Here is a 14,665-nt window from a genome sequence, read left to right on the forward strand (position 1 = left end):
AAGTCAGTCTTGCGCGGGCCTTGCGCGAGGGTGAAGCGGCCCTGCCCTTCTTCGCCAACGTCGCGCACGTCACGTACCCCTCAACCGTCTCGGCGCTTTAGCGCCGAGACGGTTGAGGGGTCTGCAGGGCGCTGCTTTGCCGGAAAAAGGCCTTGCACCCTCTCCTACGGCGTCATCTCAATGACGCGGTCGTTCGACGTCACGAGCACCCATTTGCCGCCGCGCTCCTCTATGCTGGAGACGCGGCTCGAATCCGGCAGGAGCGAGCCTGGCTGGACGACCCACAAGCCGGCATCGTCTCCGATCATGGCGCGGCCATTGGCGACATGCACCAGCCTGAACTGCTGGGCGTCCGTGGGGAACGGCTGCTCGTCCAGCCCGGGAGCAGCGTCGTCGCCGCCCTTCTTGCGCAATGCCGTGCCCGTCGCGAGAGGGTCGAGCTGTATGAGCGGTAGCTTTCCGATACCGATGGGCATGCCCATGCGCATCGCTTGCGATCCGATGGGCTCGGCGACCGGCGGCGCGCGACCTTCGAGCTTCACCGCGGGGAAACCGAACTTGTCCTGGTTGAGGAAGATGTACCAGGGGAAAAGCGCGCAGATCAGGCCGAGCGCAACCCCGAGTGCCGCTATCGTCATGTCGCTCGACCGCTCTGCCTGCGACGAGCCTTTCGGCTTGGCGGAACGGAAGCGAAAGCGAAGCTTCTGCGGCGCGGCAGGGAGACCGCCGGGACGCCGAGGCTTGTCCTCTATCTCGCGCTTACGCCTGAACAACGGCATTCGGTCGCTCCTTGTTCTTCAGGTGTCGTGCAAGATCGCCGAACGCGTCACGAGACGCGCCATCCCTCGGCGATTGGCTGAGCGCTTCATAGATCAGGGGCACCTGGCGCACGGCCATATCGAGCTCGGGGTCGACGCCCGGCTGGTAGGCGCCGAGCAGGCGAATGTCACGCGTGTCCTCGAAGCGGGCGATCATGGCGCGCAGGCGCGTTACGAGAACCCGCTCGTCGTCGCTCCAGGCCTTGGGCGCCAGGCGTGAGATCGAAGACAGCGGATTGACCGGCGGGTAGCGCCCCTGCTCCGCGATGGAGCGGTCGAGCACGACGTGACCGTCGAGAATGCCGCGCACCGAATCGGCAACCGGGTCGTTGTGGTCGTCGCCGTCGACAAGCACGGAGATGACGGCGGTGATGGATCCCGTGCCGATCGCGCCGGGGCCGGCGCGCTCCAGGAGTTTCGGGAGATCCGTGAAGACCGAGGCCGGGTAGCCGCGCGCGACGGGATGCTCACCCGACCCCGTCGCGACTTCCCGTAGGGCATGCGCGAAGCGCGTGATGGAATCGAGGACCAGGAGCACACGGTCACCGCGGTCGCGAAAGTGCTCGGCGATGCGCATCGCTGTGCCCGGGGCATGCTTTCGCATCATCGCGCTTTCGTCGCTGGTCGCCACGACCGCGACGGTCTTCGCCATGTTCTTGTGTCCGATCGTATCTTCGAGGAATTCGCGGACTTCGCGGCCGCGCTCGCCGACGAGCGCAACGACGACCGTGTCGAAGGCGTCGGCCGAAGCAAGCATGGCAAGCAGCGTCGATTTGCCGACGCCCGAACCCGCGAAGACGCCGATACGCTGGCCGAAGCAGAGGGGCGTGAATATGTCGATGACACGCACCCCGGTCTTCAGCGCCATGCCGACCCGCTCGCGGTTTAGCGCTGCAGGCGTTCCGGCAGGCAGGCTCTCGCCGCGCATAAGGGTGGGACCGGAATCGATCGGCCGTCCCAGCGCGTTGAGGACGCGACCACGCCACGAGACGTCCGGCGCGACGCTGAAGGGGCCGCGGTTGAAGACGGGATCGCCGACCCCGGCGTCAGCACTATGCTCGAACGGCGCCACAAGGACGAGGTCCGCGCTTATCTGAACGATCTCGCCGGCGCGTGAACCGCCCTGCGATCTGTGCTCGACGACATCGCCGAGCCGCGCGCTTTGCGACAGGCCGCGCACCCGGTAATGCGTCGCGGAAATTTCGGTGATCCTGCCGCCCGCGCGGACCAGCGTGCGACCGTCGGAGAATGCCTGCCATATACGCTCGAGCGCCAGAAGCGCTTCGCCTTGTCCGGCAGGCGCCGTCTGCCTCACCGGTACAGGCGATTGCGTCGTCATCTAAGAGCCCGGACTACTGATTGCTGCCAAGTGTTTTGACGGCGTCGTCGAAGGTCGTTTCGGTGTCGCGCGTCATCGCCATCGCGTTCTCGAACGAGCGCTGCACCATGATCAGCCTCGTCATTTCGAGCACCGGATTGACGTTGGATTCCTCGACGAAGCCTTGCGCCACGCCGACATCGACACGGTCCACGATCGGATCCGGCTCGCCTGCCGGAATCACGCCCGAATTGCCGAAGCGGTTGAAGTTCGGCCCAGGATTGTAGGCGAAGAGCCCGATCGCGCCGACGAGCCGTCCGTTCTGGCGGATAGTGCCGTCGCGGCTGGCTTCCGGCGGGCCGTTCAGCGGGTCGAGCTGGATCGGCGCGCCGCCGGCATCGAGCACCGGATAGCCTTCATGGGTGACCAGCTGTCCGGCATCCGTCAGGGTGAAGCGGCCGTCGCGCGTCATCACCGTGCCGGCCGGCGTTTCGATTCCGAACCAGGCATCGCCCTGTATCGCGAAGTCGAACGGGTTTTGCGTCTCGCGCAATCCTCCGGCCTTCGGGGAGAGATAGGTATCGCCGGGAGAAGCGAACGATACCGAGTTGGGGCCGGCCCCCGAAACGATATCCTTGAACTTCACCTCCGTAGCTCGGAAGCCCACCGTCGACATATTGGCGACGTTGTCGGCGATGGTCGTGAGGCGCTTGTCGAGGGCGACCTGCGCGGAAAGGGCAACGTAGAGACCGTCTTGCATGCGGGGTTCAGCGCTTCATGTTCTGCAGGGTGAGCAGGAGATTGGTCGAGATACCGGCTTCCGTCGGCCGAGCGAACAGCACGCTGGCCGAAGCCTGGGTCGGCGTGCTCGGATTCTTGATTTCCCAAAGCGCCGTGAAGCGCGTGAGGAACTTGCCGAGCTTCTCGGGATCCTGGAGATCCGCGATGTCGAGCTTCTTCTTGAAATAGGCGACCTGGTGGTCGATGTCGGCTGTGGCAAAGGAGTCGGGCACCCCGAGCGCCGTATAGAGGACCTGCCTCAACGCCTTGTCGCTCAGCATGCTGTAGAATGATTTGATCCCCGGCGCGTTGCGCTCGAAGTAGAGGGCGAGCTGGACGCCCTGGTTCTGCTGGCCGGCATTCTCCTCCAGCGTCTGGCGCACATATTTGTCGACCGCCACCTTTTGGACCGGGTTGTAGGTGGTCGTGTTTTCACCCAGTTCCTGGAAGTTGAAAGCGGAGACGAAAGCCTTGTAGCGCACGTCGCCCGATTTGTTGGCGGGGCTGTTCGGATCACTCAGACCGCCTTCGAGAAGCTGGCGGACATGGTCCTTGGTCTCATTCGCGGGGTTGATGCCGTACGCCTTCAAGGCATATGCCACGAGCCTGTCGTTCTTCAGGAAGTCATCGATCGACTTCACCTTGACGATATTGGCGAGGTAGTAGTTCGTCTCGGTCTTTACCGCCTCCGAGTTCGGATCGACGCCTGCAATGGTCGCCTGCGTGGCGTAATTTGCGGTCACCTCCTGCTGGGCTTTCACGTAGGAGGTCGTTTGCTCGCCATTGGCCGCGAAGTTGTAAGTCTTGACGAATTCCGCATACCGCTTGTCGGTGAGCTTGTTGGCGAAGCTGTTGGGATCGGAAACGCCCCCCTTCATCGCCTTGACCATGAACGCCTTGGCGTAGGTCATGTCTTGCAGGCCGAACGCCTTCATTGCGTAGCTGAACAGCCGGTAGTTGTTGACGAAATCGTCGACCGATTTCACCTTCGTGATGTTCTCGAGATAATAAGCGGTCTCGCGATCGACCACCGGCTGCTTCTCGACGCGACCAAGAGCTTTCGGAAGATCCCTCATGATCAGCTGATAACTCGTATAGGTATCGAGCACGCGCAATCCTCCGGCCATTCGGACTGTGTGAGAATAGGCCGAATTCCTTGCGCGAAACTGAAGGGACGAAAACCGGGCTGTCTTGCGCCTGCATTCAAGCCTCACACAAGGCACGCACGTTAACCAATTTCGACAGGCCATCCACGAAAGGTGTGCAGGTGGGAATCCTTATCGGTATCGTCGTGACACTCGGCTGCGTGCTTGGGGGCTTCATGGCCATGGGCGGCCACCTGCACGTGCTGATGCAGCCATGGGAGGCCGTGATCATCTGCGGCGCAGCGCTCGGCTGCTTTCTGGTCGCCAATCCGATGTCGACCGTCAAGGATGCCGGCAGGGGTATCATGGAAGCGTTCAGGCAGGCCGTGCCGAAGGAGCGCGACTATCTCGAGACGCTCGGCGTCCTGCACAGCCTTATGCGTGAGCTCAGGACCAAGTCGCGCAGCGAGGTCGAGGCGCATATCGACAATCCCGAGGAGTCGGCCATCTTCCAAGCCTTCCCGACAATCCTGAAGAACCGCGACCTCACCAATTTCATCTGCGACTATTGCCGCATCATCATCATCGGCAACGCCAGGCCGCACGAGATCGAGGCGTTGATGGACGAAGAAATCCACACCATCCGCGCCGACAAGCTGAAGTCGTACCATGCGCTGGTGCAGGTCGGCGATGGGCTGCCGGCGCTCGGCATCGTCGCGGCTGTTCTCGGCGTGGTCAAGGCGATGGGCGCGCTCGACCAATCCCCCGAAATCCTCGGCGGGCTGATCGGTGCGGCGCTCGTCGGTACCTTCCTCGGAATTTTCACATCCTATGCGGTGGTCGGCCCGATCGCGGCCAAGATAAAGATGGTCCGCGACAAGCAGAACCGCCTCTACATCATCGTCAAGCAGACGCTGCTCGCCTACATGAACGGATCGCTGCCGCAAGTCGCAATCGAGTTCGGGCGCAAGACGATCTCGGCCTATGACCGTCCGACCATCGATGCCGTCGAGCAGAGCACGCTGAACACAGGCGCTGGCGACGCCAAGAAGGCTGCCTGATCTATGGCCGAAGTCGAACAGCCCGGTTGCGTGAAGCGATGAGCAGCCCCGCGGAATCCCGCAACTTCATCGTCGAGCGCCTCGTCGGCGAAACCGGCGAGCCCGACCGCGTCATCGAAGCCGCACGCGCGCTGGCCGAGCGCGCGGTGCCTGCGGTGCTGGCCTCGCTCAACGACGGACTCGCCTCTCCCGTCAATATCGACGTGAGCAAGGTCGAGCTCGCCCGGATGGCGAAAGCGCGCCCGCAAGGTCCGACCAATCATGCAATGACGATCGCGCCTTCGGACTCCTCGCCCGATGCGATGATGATGCTGATCGACGCCGACGCGATCGCGATCGTCGTCGATGCGCTGTTCGGAGGAGACCCAGACCTCCCTTTCACGCCGATCAAACGAAGCCTGTCACCGACGGAGACGAGTGTCGCCGGCTTGGTCTTCAATAAGCTTGCCGAGGCGGTGAACGGGTCCGGCACCCGCGCATTCAACATCCGTTTCCCGCTGCCTCCGGCAATCACCGGCACGGAAATGGCGAAGCACATCATTCGCGACGGCCCGGCAGTGCGCATCGATTTCAGCATCTTCACCGGAGGCGGTTCGGGTAGTTTGAGCCTCGTCATGCCGCAGCGCGTTCTGCTGAAGCATCGCGGCGATACGGTGCAGGCCAAGAGCGACGAGCATGGCGCCACCTGGGGCGAGCGGCTCGGTGAAGAAGTGATGCGCTCGGCAGTGAGGCTCGAGGCGACCATGCCGCTACCCAAGATGACGCTCGGGGAGATCGCCGCTCTTCGTGCTGGGCAGGTGATCGCCATCGACCCGGCTGCGCAGTCGCGTGCGCTGCTTTCGGCTCGCAAGCAGACCTTGTTCGTGTGCGAGTTCGGCAAGCTGGGCCAGAACTACACAGTCCGAGTAAGACATGCTTACGATGCTGCTCAGGAATTCATGGACGGGCTCTTGCCCACCTGAATCGGCATGCGAGATGGAGATGAAAGATGAGCGAGCGCAATCCCGTCCCGACTGACGACATCCAGGAGGAGCAGCTCAATCGCGCTATCGAGGAATTGCGGGGCGCGCTCAGCGAAGGCGCGTCGTCCATGTCGGCAGGCGGGGGCAACGCCAGCGTCATCATGAACATTCCGGTCGACGTGCAGATCGTGCTCGGCAGCGCCGAAATGCCGGTATCGGAGCTGATGGCGCTGCAGAAAGGGTCGACGGTCGCCCTCAACCGCAGGATAGGCGAGGCTGTTGACGTCGTCGTCAACGGACGCAAGATCGCCAAAGGCGAGATTACGGTGCTGGAGAACGATCCATCGCGCTTCGGCATCCGACTGACCGAAGTGATCACGGCAAAGCCGGTCTGATGACGAGGGCGCTTAGGCAATTGGCAAGAGGTAGCCTGCCGTGACGACCGCTCTCGCTCTCACGCGCCCTCAGAAGGCTGCGGCGATCCTCGTCGCAATGGGCAAGCCGTCCGCCAGCAGGCTTCTCAAATTCTTCAAGCAGGAAGAATTGCGCGCACTGGTGGATGCAGCGCGCATGCTGCGCACGATTCCCCAGAGCGAGCTCGAAAGGATCGTCGCCGAATTCGAGGCGGAATTTACGGAAGGGGCGGGCCTGCTCGATTCCGCCGACACGATGGAGCGGATGCTCAACGAGTCGCTCTCACCGGAAGAGATGAACGCGCTGATGGGCGTCGAGACGGAGCAGGAAGCCGACGCGCCTCCGCCGATCTGGCCCGACGTCGAGAAGCTCGAATCCGCCAGGCTCGGCGCATTCCTGGCCGGCGAGCATCCCCAGACGGCCGCCGTGGTTCTCTCCAAGCTCGCCCCGCAGGCTGCCGCCAATGTGCTGCTCACGCTGGAGAAGTCGTCACGCGGCGAAATCATCAAACGCATGATGACCATGGCGAACGTGCCGGACAGCGCGGTCAGGATCGTCGAGGATCAGATCCGGGCACGGCTGCTCGTCGAGAATGCGGTAAAGGACATGTCGGCGGGCCAGGCACGTGTCGCCAACGTCCTCAACGAGCTCGAGAAGGACAAGCTCGAAGAGATGATGCGGGACCTCGAAGCCTCGGGGGCAAGCGACCTCGACGGCATCCGGGCACGTCTCTTCGCCTTCGAGGACATATTGCTACTCACGCAGAAGGCGCGCGTGACGCTTTTCGACGGCATCTCGACCGAATTGGTCACGCTCGCCTTGCGCGGCGCCGAGCCCGCAATGACGGAATCCGTGCTTTCCTCGATCGGCGCGCGCTCGCGCCGCATGATCGAAGCCGAGCTCGCGACCGACATCGGCAATATCAGCAGCGACGACATTTCGCGGGCGCGCAAGTCGATCGCGTCGGCCGCCATCAGGCTTGCGGGCGAAGGAGCCTTCGAGCTGCCTTCCACCCAGAAGCAGGACGCTGCCGCCTGATCATCTCCCTCGCGAACCGTGTGACGCATGGCCGAGTCTGACGACAAGGAAAGCAAAACCGAGGAAGCGACCGAGAAGAAGATCCGCGATACCATCGAGAAGGGTCAGCTTCCCCACTCGAAGGAGGCGGCGATCCTCGCCTCGTTCGCGGCGATCCTCGTCTTCACCGTCTTCTTCGCCAAGAACAGCGTCGTCGAGCTCGGCAGCTTCCTTTCAATCTTCATCGAAAAGCCAGAGGATTGGCCGATCGACACGGAGCTCGATGTCGTCAACCTGATGAGGACCATCTTCCTCGAAGTCGGCAAGACCATCGCCGCGATGATCATCCTTCTGGTCGTCGCCGGCGTTGCGGCTTCCGTGCTCCAGCACGTGCCGAGCCTGGTGCTCGATCGCATCACGCCAAAAATGTCGCGTATCTCGATCCGCCAGGGCTGGAAGCGGCTCTTCGGTCTGCAAGGCTTCGTGGAATTCCTGAAATCGCTCGGCAAGCTCGTATTCGCCCTCGCCTTCGTGATATTCGCCGTCAACGAGGCAATGCAGCGCCTGCTGCTCGGCATGATCACGCAGCCGGTCGCCTTCGGACTCGTGATCCGCGAGATCGCCATCAACATCCTTCTGGCGCTCACATTCGCCATGCTCATCATCGGCGCCGCCGATATCGTCTGGTCGCGCTTCTCCTGGCGTCGCGACCTGCGCATGACACGGCAGGAAGTGAAGGACGAGCTGAAGCAGAGCGACGGCGATCCGATCATCAAATCGCGCATGCGTTCGCTCGCACGCGATCGGGCGCGCCGTCGCATGATGGCGGCGGTGCCCCGGGCGACGCTGGTGATCGCCAATCCCACGCACTATTCGATCGCGCTGAAATATGTGCGCGAAGAGGACAATGCACCGGTCGTGCTCGCCAAGGGCGTGGACCTAGTTGCGCTCAAGATCAGGGAGATCGCCGAGGCGAACGGCATACCCGTTTTCGAGGAGGTGACGCTCGCCCGCTCCATGTACAAACAAGTTTCGGTTGATAGCGTCATTCCGCCCCAGTTCTACCAGGCGGTCGCCGAGCTGGTGCGCGTCGTCTACGCAAAACAGGGCGGGCCGCGACAGGTGCAGAGACAGACATGAATCGGCAAGCGTTTTCCGCAGATCGCGAAGTCGTCGTCGCCAATGCGATCAAGGAGGTCGTGAGCGAGCTGCGCATGGTCGATGTCAGCGACTACGTCGCATTCATTCGCATGGGCCATTTCGCCAATGTCTCCGATCTTGTGGATTCGGCCGCCGAACGCTTCTTCATGCCGGGCACGATCAGGCTCGGCCATGGCGGCGAGGCGCATCTTGCCTGGAGCGGCGAGCCGAAGATCGTCCTCGACCTGGAGCTCCGCCCGCGTGGCGCAACCGTCTATTTCACGCTCGCGATGAGCGCCGAGACGGCATCGATCGATGTCAACTACGTGGCCTTCGAGAACGCGGCTGGCACGCCGGCTGAGAACACCGCTTTCCTCGCGACGGCGATCGAGCAGTCGAAGATAAGGAAGGGCAGTAGGGCAGTAGGGCAGTAGGGCAGTAGGGCAGTAGGGAAAGAATGCCCGAAAAGATCGATTCGTATAGAGATCTTGTCGTCTGGCAGCAGGCGATGGACTTAGCTGTAGCTATCTATCAGGCGACAAGAAACTGGCCGAAGGACGAGCTTTACGGACTGACCTCGCAAGTCCGTCGTGCCGCGACTTCTGTTCCGGTCAACATCGCTGAAGGCTATGCCCGCGAGAATCGCGGTTCGTATCAGCAGTTCCTTCGAATCGCGCAAGGCTCGTTGAAGGAGCTCGAGACGCATTTGCTGATTTCGCAGCGTGTAGGCATCGCTTCTTCGGAAACCGTCAAACCGCTGATGACGCACAGCGAAAGCGTCGGCAAACTTCTCAGGCTTCTAATCCGTAGGCTCTCGAGCGGGTAACCCTACTGCCCTACTGCCCTACTGCCCTACTGCCCTACTCAATCAATCCCAGCCTCAGCGCCTTCGCGACCGCATGCATGCGGTTCACCGCATTGAGCTTCTGAGCGGTGTTGGTGAGGTATTGGTTGGCGGTATGAACCGACAGGCCAAGCTCGGCGGCGATCTCCTCGCTGGTCAACCCGTTCGCGGTGAGGGTCAGGCATTCGAGCTCGCGCTTGGAAATTGCCGGACTGCTACCGCCGTCGACCGGCCTCAGCCGCGTTACCGCGGCGAACAGCGCGAAACAGCGCGCATGCGTCTCGAAAAGCAAGCCGTTGTCGATCGTCACGTCGTCGCCGGTAAAGATCACCACGCCGGATTGGCCGCGATCTGCATGGACGGGAAAGACGATGCCCGACATGTCATGCGGGCCGCTGATAGGACCCTCGCACCATTCCAGTGCGTGAAAGGACGCATGGCTGGCTGCTTCCGGTCCTGACGACCACCATAGCGGCACGGTGGAAACGCTGATGCGGCAGGCAATATCATCTGCCAGGCAGGTCGCGACCAATCTCGAAACAGCCGACTGAGTCGGAAAATCGGCATCGAAGCCGTGTATCAGCCGCCGCTTCTCCTCAGGCGGGCCGAGGAACAGCAGCATAAAGCCGGATGCGTTGATATCGATCGCGATCCAGCGGCAGCGGCGCACCGCATCCGCCATCGTTGTGGTGTGATGCGTATCCCCCGCCGGTCGCGTCGCGCCGAACGGGTTTGCGTGCCCTTGGCTGGGCGTCCCGACCCGGCGCAGGTTCGACCGGCCTTTCATATGATACCGCTCCTGATCGCCGTGGCCATTGCCATGGCCCTGTTCTTCGCCTGAAACTTCCGGATCGCGTGGGTGACGTAGCTGTTCACCGTGTTCGACGACACACCCAGGATCATCGCCACGTCGTCGGTGGTTTTTCCGGAGGAGACCCAATAGAGGCATTCGCGCTCGCGCTCGGAGAGCGGGTTCTGCATGGCTGCGGCGGCGAGGATCTCGGGCACCTGCGACAGCGCATAGGTCGCGAGCATCTGAGCCCGGGGCAGGCGCTCCGCGTCGATGCTGTCGGCCTCGGCCGCCGAGAACAGAACGAAGTAGCGGCGCCTCCCGACATGTACCCTGAGGCTGAATATCTCGGCATGGCCGAGTACGTCGAGGAGCCTGGCCTGCTCGCCGCTGATGAGTTCCGGCATGTCCGGCGAGCGGCTGCACTCGAGGGAGCTGGCGCGACCGCCGGGCGGGACTGTCAGCCCGCTCTCGACGAGGTTTATGATGAACTCGTGGCCGATCAGCCTGATCGCGTCGTAGACCCAGTTGGAGGCGATGATGCGGAGCTCCGGGCGCTCGTGGCCGCTGACGACGGCCACCAGCATGTAGCTGCCGGCACCGATCTCGTCGCAAAGCTGCATGAAGAAGCCTGTGACATCAGCGCGTGACGTCAGTCCTTTCCCCAAATCCACGGCTTGGTCGTTTGTGGCGAGCCCGGCCATTCCCCAAATCGCCCCGAATCCCTATGCAGTCCGGATGCGCCTGAAGCACCCGAACCAGCAAAGCTTCAACTTTCACGAAAACGCGCCGCCCCGACGCGAAGTACTAACGATCCCTGAATCCGCCGAGCCTTCGCGAAACCTTCCGCGCCCTGTCCGACCTGCTGCCGGAACAACAAGGATTTAGGTGGTTCGTCGAGCCTGACCGACCCGGCTGATTCGCGCTTACTGTAACCGCAGACGAATCGGACCGTAAATAGCTAAATACGTGGAATCGCTCATTGAATCCGGCATCAACGGCGAAATTTGGAGCTAAGTCATTGTTCGAGAATCGCTTCTCGGCACTTGCCTCTTTTGGAATTCCGGTTCAATTGCCTGAATGTTGGAGAGACGGTAGGCCTGATAGCGGAGGAATTCATTCATGAAACGGTCTCGCGTCAATGAAATCATCAGGGAGGCGGACGCCTTCATCCGCTCGTTCGGCTACGTCATGCCGCCCTTCGCCTACTGGTCGCCGCAGGAGCTAAGGGAAAGGCGCCCGGCTGGGATCGTCGACGTAAGGCTGGGCTGGGACATTACCGACTACGGCCGGGGCAAATTCGACGAGCTTGGATTGTTCCTCTTCACGGTGCGTAACGGCCGCGCCGAAGATCTCGCCCGCGGGAAGGGCATGCTCTATGCCGAGAAGATCATGATCTCGCGGAAGGACCAGCTCTCGCCGATGCACCGGCACGCCATCAAGGCCGAGGACATCATCAACCGCGGCGGCGGCAAACTCGTGCTCGAACTGTTCATGCCGGCGGCCGACGGCGGCATCGACCGCCAGGCGGAAGTCACCGTGCCGACTGATGGCGTCATCCGCAAGCTGCCCGCTGGCGGCCTGCTGAAGCTCGATCCAGGCGAAAGCGTCACACTGCTTCCCGGCGTCTGGCATGCCTTCTGGGGCGAGGGCGCGGACGTGCTCATCGGCGAGGTGTCGACTGTCAATGACGACCTGACCGACAACATCTTCGCCGAGCCGATCGGCCGTTTCTCCGAGATCGAGGAGGACGAAGAGCCCCTGCACCTTCTGGTCTCTGATTACGACCACTGGCTGAGGTAAGGGGTTCCAGGAAATTGGGTTTGGCGCGGCGCCGGTGCCCCCTCCCCCTTGTGGGGAGGGATTCAGGGTGGGGGTGCCTCACGATTACCCTGCAGGGTTAGCTGCGGCGAAACTCCGGCTTGGATTGGCGCGCCTCGCACCCCCACCCTGACTCCCTCCCCACAAGGGGGAGGGGGTCGTCAGCGTCGCGCCTTACGATCGCTAAGGGCTGCCTGCGACGGGCTTCGGCCAATCTCCGCCGCTACGCCACAGTCCACAGCGCCTTCGCTGCGAGCTTCCGGCCGGTGGCCCTCAACACGCCATGGGCGCCGTCGAGCGCGCCGGGCTCGAGCTCCAGCGCCAGGAAGCGGTGCCGCTCGTACGGACCGGGCATCGAAAGCCGGCCGGTCTTTTCGGCCGAAAAGCCGAAGCGCGCGTAATAGGGCGCATCGCCGACAAGCAGGATTGCCGAGTGGCCGAGCCGGCGCGCCTCCTCGACCGCATGCCGCATCAGCTCCGAGCCGATGCCGGCGCTTTTCAGCGCAGGATCGACGGCAAGCGGACCGAGCAGCAATGCCGGCCGGCCGTCTCTGCCTGCCGCGACATTCCACAGCCGCACGGTTCCGACCAGGCGGCCGTCCACGTCCCGCGCGACGAAAGCCAGTCCCTCCGATGGCTTGCGGCAGCGGCGCAGCTTCTCCGACGACTTGCGCTTGCGGCCTGGGCCCATGGCGCGGTCGAGCAAGGCTTCCCTGGCCGCAACATCGCCGACGACTTCGGCGGTGACGACGAAGGCCAGGCCACCGCCGATCTCCCCCCTTGTGGGGGAGATGTCCGGCAGGACAGAGGGGGCAACGTAGAGCGCTGGTCTTGTGGACCTGCAGCATTGAATACCTGAAAAGCCGGCGGGACAGCGCCCCCCTCTGGGCTGCCGCCCATCTCCCCCACAAGGGGGGAGATTGGCCAATCGCCAATGCCGGCGTTCTCAAGCTGGGTTGCCAGGTTGTCCATTTCGTTGATCCTTCACAGGCGGAGGTGTTTTCCACGAGCGAACCCGTCGCCGGCAGGACGCCGGCGAGCGGGGTGATCCGACAGCTCTTGCGAACTGTCAGATCACGTAGGATCGGAGCGGCTCGAAGCCGTTGAAGGCGACCGAGGCGTAGGTGGTCGTATAGGCGCCCGTTCCCTCGATCAGCACCTCGTCGCCAATCGTGAGCGACAGCGGCAGCGGGTACGGCGTCTTCTCGTACATGACGTCGGCCGAATCGCAGGTCGGGCCCGCGAGCACGCAGGGCGCCTTCTCGTCGCTGTCGCGCGCGGTCACGATCGGGTAGCGGATCGCCTCGTCCATGGTCTCTGCGAGACCACCGAACTTGCCGATATCGAGATAGACCCAGCGCACATTGTCGTTGTCGGCCTTGTTGGAGATCAGCACGACTTCCGACTTGATGACGCCGGCATTCCCAACCATGCCGCGGCCCGGCTCGATGATGGTCTCGGGCAGAGCATTGCCGAAGTGCTTCTTGAGCGCCGAGAAGATCGCGCGGCCATAGGCTTCCGCCACCGGCACGTCCTTCAGGTAGCGGGTCGGGAAACCGCCGCCCATGTTGACCATCTTCAGGACGATGCCTTCCTCGGCAAGCCGGGCGAAGACGCGCTTGGCATCGCTGAGCGCACGGTCCCAGGCCGAGAGGTCGGTCTGCTGCGAGCCGACATGGAAGGATACGCCGTAGGCGTCGAGGCCGAGCTTCTTCGCATGGCGCAGCACATCAACGGCCATCGCCGGCACGCAGCCGAACTTGCGCGACAGCGGCCACTCGGCGCCCTCGCCATCGGTCAAAACGCGGCAGAACACACGCGTGCCGGGCGCAACGCGCGCGATCTTCTCCACCTCCTCCTTCGAGTCGACGGCGAAGAGACGGATGCCGAGCTCATAGGCGCGCGCGATGTCGCGCTCCTTCTTGATCGTGTTGCCGTAGGAGATGCGGTCGGACGTGGCTCCGGCCTCGAGCGCCATCTCTATCTCGGCGACGCTCGCCGTGTCGAAGGACGACCCCATAGAGGCAAGCAGGCGCAGGATCTCGGGCGCAGGGTTCGCCTTCACCGCATAGTAGATCCTGGAATCAGGAAGCGCCTTCTCGAAGGCGCGAAAATTGTCGCGCACGACGTCGAGGTCTACGACGAGGCAAGGCCCGTTTGGACGTCGGGTTGCGAGGAAATCGAGGATGCGTTGAGTTGCCATCGGTCTCTCCAAGGCGCGGGGTACACCGCGCTTCAGTAAGGCTGCGCGACACGGGATCCCTCCCCGGCGGTTCGCGCGGTGGACAAAGGCGGGACAACGATCGCATGGAACCAGCCGGTGGAGACCCCGGAACCATGAGATGCCGTCTCGCGGCGATGAGCAGAAGCCTTGCGGCTTAAGCTCGCTTTGTCTGCCTCAGCTTTGGATTGGATGGACCTCTCCGCACTGCCGGCAATGAAGGTGTGCCTCTTTAGTAACCCCGGTCTATGGACAACCGGCTGACACCAGAAAGGCCCGCACCGTCGTTGCTTCAAGACGTCCTCGGATCGGCGGTTGGCCGCTGAACCGACCGGGCTCGTTACTTCCCGGGTACCGTCCCGATTGCCTCGCCATTTCGAGGTTCGGGGGACGC

The 14,665-nt window shown here is 63.0% G+C and carries 16 protein-coding genes; 8 read left to right on the top strand and 8 right to left on the bottom strand.

Going from position 1 to position 14,665, the window contains the following annotated elements; translation table 11 throughout:
* Positions 1-164 precede the first annotated feature (164 nt).
* The 4 genes from SAZ10_RS22095 to SAZ10_RS22110 are packed head-to-tail and all read right to left on the bottom strand — an operon-like array spanning position 165 to position 4,025.
* Positions 165-779 carry a hypothetical protein gene (locus tag SAZ10_RS22095; RefSeq protein ID WP_318611523.1) on the bottom strand — a complete coding sequence of 205 codons (615 nt, stop codon included), beginning with the start codon at positions 777-779 and terminating at the stop codon, positions 165-167.
* Positions 760-2,157 carry a flagellar protein export ATPase FliI gene (gene fliI / locus SAZ10_RS22100; protein WP_318611524.1) on the bottom strand — a complete coding sequence of 466 codons (1,398 nt, stop codon included), beginning with the start codon at positions 2,155-2,157 and terminating at the stop codon, positions 760-762. The genes SAZ10_RS22095 and fliI overlap by 20 nt, the downstream gene beginning before the upstream one ends.
* A 13-nt stretch (positions 2,158-2,170) precedes the next feature.
* On the bottom strand, positions 2,171-2,896 hold the full coding sequence (gene flgF / locus SAZ10_RS22105) for a flagellar basal-body rod protein FlgF (RefSeq protein WP_318611525.1): 726 nt from the start codon (positions 2,894-2,896) through the stop codon (positions 2,171-2,173).
* Between the two features lie 7 nt (positions 2,897-2,903).
* Positions 2,904-4,025 carry a DUF1217 domain-containing protein gene (locus SAZ10_RS22110; protein WP_318611526.1) on the bottom strand — a complete coding sequence of 374 codons (1,122 nt, stop codon included), beginning with the start codon at positions 4,023-4,025 and terminating at the stop codon, positions 2,904-2,906.
* Positions 4,026-4,183: 158 nt separating this feature from the next.
* On the opposite strand from SAZ10_RS22110, the gene motA reads away from it, so the two are divergent.
* The 7 genes from motA to SAZ10_RS22145 are packed head-to-tail and all read left to right on the top strand — an operon-like array spanning position 4,184 to position 9,421.
* Positions 4,184-5,062 carry a flagellar motor stator protein MotA gene (motA, locus tag SAZ10_RS22115; RefSeq protein ID WP_318611527.1) on the top strand — a complete coding sequence of 293 codons (879 nt, stop codon included), beginning with the start codon at positions 4,184-4,186 and terminating at the stop codon, positions 5,060-5,062.
* 38 nt (positions 5,063-5,100) lie between these two features.
* A complete protein-coding gene (locus SAZ10_RS22120; protein ID WP_318611528.1) occupies positions 5,101-6,024 on the top strand; it encodes a FliM/FliN family flagellar motor switch protein in 924 nt (307 codons plus the stop codon).
* A 26-nt stretch (positions 6,025-6,050) separates the two neighbouring features.
* On the top strand, positions 6,051-6,419 hold the full coding sequence (fliN, locus tag SAZ10_RS22125; RefSeq protein ID WP_318611529.1) for a flagellar motor switch protein FliN: 369 nt from the start codon (positions 6,051-6,053) through the stop codon (positions 6,417-6,419).
* A gap of 40 nt (positions 6,420-6,459) precedes the next feature.
* Positions 6,460-7,476: a flagellar motor switch protein FliG gene (locus SAZ10_RS22130; RefSeq protein WP_318611530.1), complete on the top strand. Its 1,017-nt coding sequence runs from the start codon at positions 6,460-6,462 to the stop codon at positions 7,474-7,476.
* Positions 7,477-7,503: 27 nt separating this feature from the next.
* Positions 7,504-8,595, top strand: coding sequence for a flagellar biosynthesis protein FlhB (gene flhB / locus SAZ10_RS22135; protein WP_318611531.1), 1,092 nt, complete (start codon positions 7,504-7,506; stop codon positions 8,593-8,595).
* The gene (locus SAZ10_RS22140; RefSeq protein WP_318611532.1) at positions 8,592-9,029 is read left to right on the top strand and encodes a hypothetical protein; all 438 of its coding nucleotides are present in this window, start codon (positions 8,592-8,594) and stop codon (positions 9,027-9,029) included. The genes flhB and SAZ10_RS22140 overlap by 4 nt, the downstream gene beginning before the upstream one ends.
* Before the next feature lie 23 nt (positions 9,030-9,052).
* Positions 9,053-9,421, top strand: a complete 369-nt coding sequence (locus SAZ10_RS22145; protein ID WP_318611533.1) for a four helix bundle protein — start codon at positions 9,053-9,055, stop codon at positions 9,419-9,421.
* A gap of 34 nt (positions 9,422-9,455) precedes the next feature.
* Here the strand turns inward: SAZ10_RS22145 and SAZ10_RS22150 are convergent, their stop codons facing one another.
* Both SAZ10_RS22150 and SAZ10_RS22155 read right to left on the bottom strand, forming a co-directional pair.
* Positions 9,456-10,226, bottom strand: a complete 771-nt coding sequence (locus SAZ10_RS22150; protein WP_318611534.1) for a helix-turn-helix transcriptional regulator — start codon at positions 10,224-10,226, stop codon at positions 9,456-9,458.
* On the bottom strand, positions 10,223-10,933 hold the full coding sequence (locus SAZ10_RS22155; protein ID WP_318611535.1) for a helix-turn-helix transcriptional regulator: 711 nt from the start codon (positions 10,931-10,933) through the stop codon (positions 10,223-10,225). Before SAZ10_RS22155 ends, SAZ10_RS22150 begins: the two co-directional genes overlap by 4 nt.
* A gap of 418 nt (positions 10,934-11,351) precedes the next feature.
* Between SAZ10_RS22155 and SAZ10_RS22160 the strand changes: the two genes are divergently transcribed.
* Complete coding sequence (locus SAZ10_RS22160; RefSeq protein ID WP_318611536.1) at positions 11,352-12,032, top strand: D-lyxose/D-mannose family sugar isomerase; 681 nt, start codon at positions 11,352-11,354, stop codon at positions 12,030-12,032.
* A 241-nt stretch (positions 12,033-12,273) separates the two neighbouring features.
* Here the strand turns inward: SAZ10_RS22160 and SAZ10_RS22165 are convergent, their stop codons facing one another.
* Positions 12,274-12,843, bottom strand: a complete 570-nt coding sequence (locus tag SAZ10_RS22165) for a GNAT family N-acetyltransferase (RefSeq protein ID WP_412535276.1) — start codon at positions 12,841-12,843, stop codon at positions 12,274-12,276.
* A gap of 276 nt (positions 12,844-13,119) precedes the next feature.
* Positions 13,120-14,253 (bottom strand): ornithine/lysine decarboxylase, encoded by a 1,134-nt coding sequence (gene odc2 / locus SAZ10_RS22170; protein WP_318611537.1) that lies wholly within the window; start codon positions 14,251-14,253, stop codon positions 13,120-13,122.
* Between the last annotated feature and the right edge of the window lie 412 nt (positions 14,254-14,665).

The organism is Mesorhizobium sp. BAC0120 (genome assembly GCF_033542235.1).
Taxonomy (GTDB): domain Bacteria; phylum Pseudomonadota; class Alphaproteobacteria; order Rhizobiales; family Rhizobiaceae; genus JAWRCU01.